4 protein-coding genes are annotated in these 5,637 nt (G+C 74.1%); 1 reads left to right on the forward strand and 3 read right to left on the reverse strand.

The window, feature by feature from the left end; all coding sequences use genetic code 11:
• Positions 1 to 139 precede the first annotated feature (139 nt).
• Positions 140 to 1,498 (reverse strand): SWIM zinc finger family protein, encoded by a 1,359-nt coding sequence (locus MEICH_RS0115485; RefSeq protein WP_027893378.1) that lies wholly within the window; start codon positions 1,496 to 1,498, stop codon positions 140 to 142.
• A gap of 526 nt (positions 1,499 to 2,024) precedes the next feature.
• On the opposite strand from MEICH_RS0115485, the gene MEICH_RS25370 reads away from it, so the two are divergent.
• Positions 2,025 to 2,450, forward strand: coding sequence for a response regulator transcription factor (locus MEICH_RS25370; protein ID WP_051195811.1), 426 nt, complete (start codon positions 2,025 to 2,027; stop codon positions 2,448 to 2,450).
• A gap of 3 nt (positions 2,451 to 2,453) precedes the next feature.
• Here the strand turns inward: MEICH_RS25370 and MEICH_RS27300 are convergent, their stop codons facing one another.
• Together MEICH_RS27300 and MEICH_RS0115500 are read right to left on the reverse strand one after the other, a co-directional pair.
• Positions 2,454 to 4,331, reverse strand: coding sequence for a PAS domain-containing sensor histidine kinase (locus MEICH_RS27300; protein WP_051304252.1), 1,878 nt, complete (start codon positions 4,329 to 4,331; stop codon positions 2,454 to 2,456).
• Positions 4,332 to 4,415: 84 nt separating this feature from the next.
• Positions 4,416 to 5,465 (reverse strand): glycosyltransferase family 2 protein, encoded by a 1,050-nt coding sequence (locus MEICH_RS0115500; RefSeq protein ID WP_027893379.1) that lies wholly within the window; start codon positions 5,463 to 5,465, stop codon positions 4,416 to 4,418.
• Between the last annotated feature and the right edge of the window lie 172 nt (positions 5,466 to 5,637).

A 5,637-nucleotide genomic window follows, 5' to 3' on the forward strand; every position in this document is an offset into this window, starting at 1 on the left:
GCGTCGAGCAGGGCCTCCTCCCTGCCGGCCCCCTCGGGCAGGGCCGGGGCCAGCGGGGTGGGCGCGGCGCTCGGCGGCTCCTGCCGCTCGGTGCCCAAAAGGGCCGCGGCGGTGAGGGCTTTCCAGTACTCGGACACGTTCATTCCACAGCCTCCTGGTGGGGCAGGTTGAGCAGGCCCTGCTCGCCCTCGGCGTAGGCCCGCAGCGGCAGGAAGGCCTCGCCGTCCCACTCCCCGAAGAGGTGGACCGGCTGCCCGCCGGTGTAGCCCAGCAGCCCGTGGTGGTAGTTGAAGCGCGGGTGCAGCCGGAGCTGCGCCCCCTCCGGGCTGCGCAGCGTCCACCGCGAGACGTCGCCGAAGGGCTCGAGGGTCGCGGTCAGGGTGGCGGGGATGCGCTCGGTCCAGGGGTTGGCGGCCAGCGCCGCGCTGTAGGCGTCGAGCAGCCCGGCGGCGGTGTCGCCGCCGATGGTGGCGAGGCTGTAGTCGTAGCGCGGCTGCCCCGACTTGAGCACCGCCCGCATGGGGTAGGCGCTGGGGAAGAAGGCCAGCTCGCCCTCCCAGGAGCTGTCGGGGTGCAGCGGCACGCTGAAGGCGTTCTTGCCGAAGGCGAACTCCAGCAGCAGCGCGTAGCGGTAGGTGCCCTCCTGCAGCAGCCAGGTGCGCCGCGCGCGCAGCTTTTCCTCCTGCACCACCGCCTGCCCCATCACCAGCCAGGTGCCCGCCACCCCCTCCAGCGCCTGCACCTCCTCCTGGGGCTGGGTGAAGCCGACGACGGCGCGGACGTCGGCCTGGTGGGGCTCGGGCAGGCTGGACAGGCGGGCGTAGGCCTGGGCGGCCAGGTGGATGCGGCCCAGCCGCTCCAGCAGCCGCTCCTGCCACCCCTCGCCGCTGGTGTGCTCGGCCAGTTCGCGCACCATGCGCGCCAGGCCCGGCGCCTGCGCGTCGACGAGCCGCGCCCCCATGTCGTCCCAGAATTTGTAGGGCTTGCCGGGGGCCTGGGCCAGCCCGCCGCGCACCAGGTCGCGCAGCCACAGGCTGAGCTCCGCGACGCCCGCCGCCACCTTCTTCTCGCGGGCCGCCTCGCGCTTGGCCTGGGCGTGGGGGTCTTTGGGCGCGGGGCCCTTGGCCGCCTTCTCGGCCTTGGCCTCGGCGCGCTTCCTGCGGCCCTCGAGCCACTCCACCACCCACACCGGCGGCTCGGCGGCGGCGAAGGCCTCGGGCCGGGCGGCGTACATCAGGAACAGGCCCAGCCCGTGCTTGCAGGGGAATTTGCGGCTGGGGCAGGTGCACTTGAAGGTCGGGGTGCCGCCGGAAAGGTCGATCTGGGTCTGGTAGGGCAGCCGGCCGCTGCCCTGGCACTCGCCCCACAGCGCGCTTTCGTCGGCGCTGCGGGCGAAGCCGACCCATTTGCCGGGGCTGGAGAGCTCCCGCCCGGACTTGGCGGAACTGCTGTCGGGGGCCAGGGAGAGTACCTGATCGGGGGTCCACGAAAGGCTCACAGGGGGCTCCTTACGCCGTTAACATCAGACGCATAGAGATTATGATAAAAACATAAGGGTGTCAACACCATAGCTTGCCACCAAGCTAGCAGGGCGCGGGTCTAGGCACGGTTCATCTCGCCCTGCCGCAGAACTCGGGCGAGCGCCAGGGGGCATACCCCGCCACCGGCGCGCACGACGCCGGGACGGCCAAGCTGCGTGATGAGGCGAACATTTCCAGAATATACACCACCCGGGCGAGGCGGCCAGGGGGCGGGGTGGTGGTCCCTGATTACCCCCTGGCCCCGACCGGCTGGGCGTGCCAAAGCCTCTCGAGGACCGCAAGCCCGCGCTGCCACTGCCCTTCCTCACCGTCTGCGGCGACCCCGAGGGCGCGGGGGTGCGGGCTGGGGTATGATGGAGCCAGGAGCAACCGCTCTCGAGCGACTACCCCAACCAAGACCTTTCGTAACATTCGCGCTGACAGGGGGCACATTAGCCGTTCCTGACTGGCCCTGCTGCGTCCAGGGCCCGGAAGGCAGACCCCATGAAGCGTGTCCTCGTGGTTGACGACGACCCTTCGATTCAGCGCCTGATGCGGCGGCTCCTCGAGCTGCTGGGGTGCTCGGTGGAGGTGGTGGGCTCGGGCGAGGAGTGCCTGCTGCGCCTGGAGGCGGGCCCCCCCGACCTGTTGATCCTGGACCTGATGCTGCCCGGCCTCGACGGGGCGGCCGTGCTGCAGCGGCTGCGGGCCCGGCGCCTGGCGCTGCCCGTGCTGGTGATCAGCGCCAAGGACGAGGCCGAGAGCCTCCCCGGCGAGCTCCCCGGCGTGAGCGCCTACCTGACCAAGCCGGTGCGGATCGGCGAGCTCGTGGAGGTCGTGAGCGGGCTCCTCGGGGCGGCCCTGGCCGGCGGAGGGGGCGCCCACGCGGCGTACGAGGAGGGCCCGGGCAGCGAGACCTCCTCCGACTGAGCCTCAGCGGTCGCGGGGGGCGTCCGGGGCGAGCGGCAGCCGCACCACGGCGACCGTGCCCTTGCCGACCTCGCTCTCGAGGCGGATCCCCCCGCCGTGCTGCTCGGCGATCCACTGGGCGATCGACAGGCCCAGCCCGCTGCCCCCGACGGCCCGGCTGCGGGCCCGGTCGGCGCGGTAGAAGCGCTCGAAGACGTGGGGCAGGTCCTCGGGGGCGATGCCGATGCCGGTGTCCCGCACCCGCAGCTCGGCGTAGCCCTCCCCCAGGTCCAGCTCCAGCCGCACCGTCCCGCCCGCCGGGGTGTACTTCACGGCGTTCTCCAGCAGTTGCAGCGCGAGCTGCTTGAGCCGGTCGGCGTCGCCGGTCACCCACGCCTCCGGCAGGTGCCCCCGCTCCATCCGGTGGTCCTTGCCCAGCACCCTCGCGGTGGCGAAGGCCTCCCGGAGCACCTCGTCGAGGCGCAGCGGCTCGAGCCGCAGCCGCAGCCCGGCGTCGCCGCGGGCCAGCGCCAGCATGTCGTTGACCAGGCGCGACAGGCGGGCGGCCTCGCGCGTCACCTCGGCCAGGGCCTCCTCGCGGTCGGCCTTCCTCATGTTCTTGAAGCGGGCGAGCACCTCGAGGTTGCCCTGGATGGCGGTCAGGGGCGCGCGCAGCTCGTGGGCGGCGTCGTTGACGAAGCGCTTCTGGGCCTCCGAGAGCTCGCGGTAGCGCTCCTCGCTCTCCCGCAGGGCCTGCTCGGCCCGCTTGCGCTCGGTGATGTCGCGCGCGACCTTGGAGGCCCCGATGATCCGCCCGCTGGCGTCGCGGACCGGGGAGACGGTGAGCGAGATGTCGATGCGCCGCCCGTCCTTGGTCAGGCGCACCGTCTCGTAGTGCTCCACCCGCTCCCCCGCGCGGATGCGGGCGAGGATCATGTCCTCCTCGTGCTGCCGCTCGGGGGGGATGATCCGGCGGATGGACTGCCCGACCATCTCCCGAGCGCTGTAGCCGAAGATCCGCTCCGCGCTGGCGTTCCAGCTCGTGACGATGCCCTCCAGCGTCTTGCTGGCGATGGCGTCGGTGGAGGAGGTGACGATGGCGGCGAGGTGCGCCGAGGCGGCCTCGGCCTGCCGGTAGCCGGTGACGTCCTCCAAAAGCACCACCGCCCCCCCGTGGCCCCCGGCCAGGGGCCTCACCGTCAGGGCCAGCCAGCGCTCCCCGTGGGAGGTGGGGCAGGGGTACTCCAGCCGGAAGGGGCCGCTCCCGCCGCCCAGCACCGCCCGCACGTAGGCGGCCACCTGCGCCGCCCCCTCGGCGTCGAGCCCGTTGGCCCGCGCGCAGACCTCGAGGTAGTCGCGCCCCAGGCAACCCTCCCCGCCCGCCCCGGCGAACTCCCGCCAGGCGCGGTTGACCGCCACGACCCGGCCTTCCGCGTCGAGCACGACGACCTGGGCCTCCAGCGAGTCGAGGACCTCGGCCACCCCCGGCAGGGCCCGTGCGGGGGCCAGCGCGCCGGCGTCGGGGTCGAGCCCGGTGAAGGTGCCCACCCACGCCACCACCCGCCCGTCCACGTGGACCGGCTCGGCGCGGGAGAGGCCCCAGCAGTACTCGCCGTCCCTGCGGCGCAGCCGGTGGCGGTGCTCAAAGGGGGTCTGCCGGTCCACCGCGCGCAGGTAGGCCGCGTAGACCGCCTCGCGGTCGTCGGGGTGGAGGGCCTCGCCGCCGCGCAGCTCCAGCGACTCGGTGAAGGGCAGGCCGGTGTAGGCGCTCCAGCGGCGGTTGACGTAGAGCACCCGCCCCTCGGCGTCGGCCAGGTAGGCCGGGTGGGGGATCAGCTCGCACACCTGCACCAGGCCCAGGCCCTCGAGGGCGGGCGGCAGCCTCGGGCGGAGGGGGTCCATGCTAGGGGCGCACCGTCAGGGTACCGGCGAGTACCTTAGGGGCTCGAGCTGAGTATGGCCTGAGGCGGCGCGCGAGCCCGGCCGTCACGGCCCGGGGTAGACGCGCCCCTTCCAGCGCCGCGGCCCCCACAGCGCCCGCGCGTACACCGGCAGGAGCAGGACGGGGGCCAGGGGGGTGAGGAGGGCGTAGGCCAGCGGGCCCCCGGCCTTGGCCTGGACCAGCAGGCGCTCGAGCACCCCCACCAGCCCCAGCAAAGGTTGGCCCAGCAGCCAGGGGAGGGTGTAGGCAGAGAGGTGGTAGAAGGCCGAGGCCAGCAGCACGGCGCGGCTGCCGTGCAGGGGCAGGAAGTTCTTGCCGAAGCCCTCGACCGCCTCGCGGTAGCCGCGGTACATCCGCACCGACAGCAGCGGCCCGCCCAGCACCAGGTCGAGCCGCATCCCCCGGGCCTTGGCGCGGCGGGCCAGGGCCACGTCCTCCAGCAGCGACCCCTTCACCGAGGCGTGGCCGCCCAGGGCGAGGTAGTCCTCCCGGCGCAGGGCGAGCACCTGGCCGTTGCTCGCGCCCGCCCAGGCGAAGGGCAGGCGCAGCAGGGGGTGGGGGAAGAAGGAGAGCAGGCCGTCGACCACGAAGGGCACCACGGCGGCCTCGAGCACGCCCCCCGTCCTCTGGCGCGGCATCGCCGACAGCAGGCCGCCCCGGTAGCGCCCCAGCAGCGCCGCCAGCGCCCCCTCCTCCCAGCGCACGTCGGCGTCGGTGAAGACCAGCACCTCGCCGCGGGCGGCCTGGGCGAGCTGGTGGCAGGCCCAGTTCTTGCCCACCCAGCCGGGGGGCAGGGGCTCGCCCCGGACCAGGCGCAGCCCGGGGCACCGCGCGGCGAAGGCCTCGACCAAAGCGGGGGTGCCGTCTCGGGACTCGTCGTCGAGGACGACGACCTCGAGCGCCCCCTGGCGCAGGAGGCCGGGCAGGGCGTGGGGCAGGTTGGCGGCCTCGTCGCGCGCGGGGACCAGCAGGGAGACGGCGGGCGGGGCGGGGGCCCGGCCCGGGCGCAGCACCGGGAAGGCGAAGGCGTTGAGCAGCGCCACCAAGAGCCGCAGCGCCAGCAGCAGCAAGACCCCCTGCCAGAACCAGCTCATGGGCGGAAGAGGCGGCTGAGGCGGGCCATGCGCTCGTCCACGCCGCGGGCGCCGCGCAGGAGGGTCCGGAAGCCGGGCAGGGTCTCGCGGGGGTGGGTGCGGGCGTGGAGGGCGTCGAGTTCGGCCAGGGCGCGGGAGAGGCCGGCCTCGAGCGCGGCGGTGGCGGGCTCCA

The organism is Calidithermus chliarophilus DSM 9957 (assembly GCF_000430045.1).
Taxonomy (GTDB): Bacteria; Deinococcota; Deinococci; order Deinococcales; family Thermaceae; genus Calidithermus; species Calidithermus chliarophilus.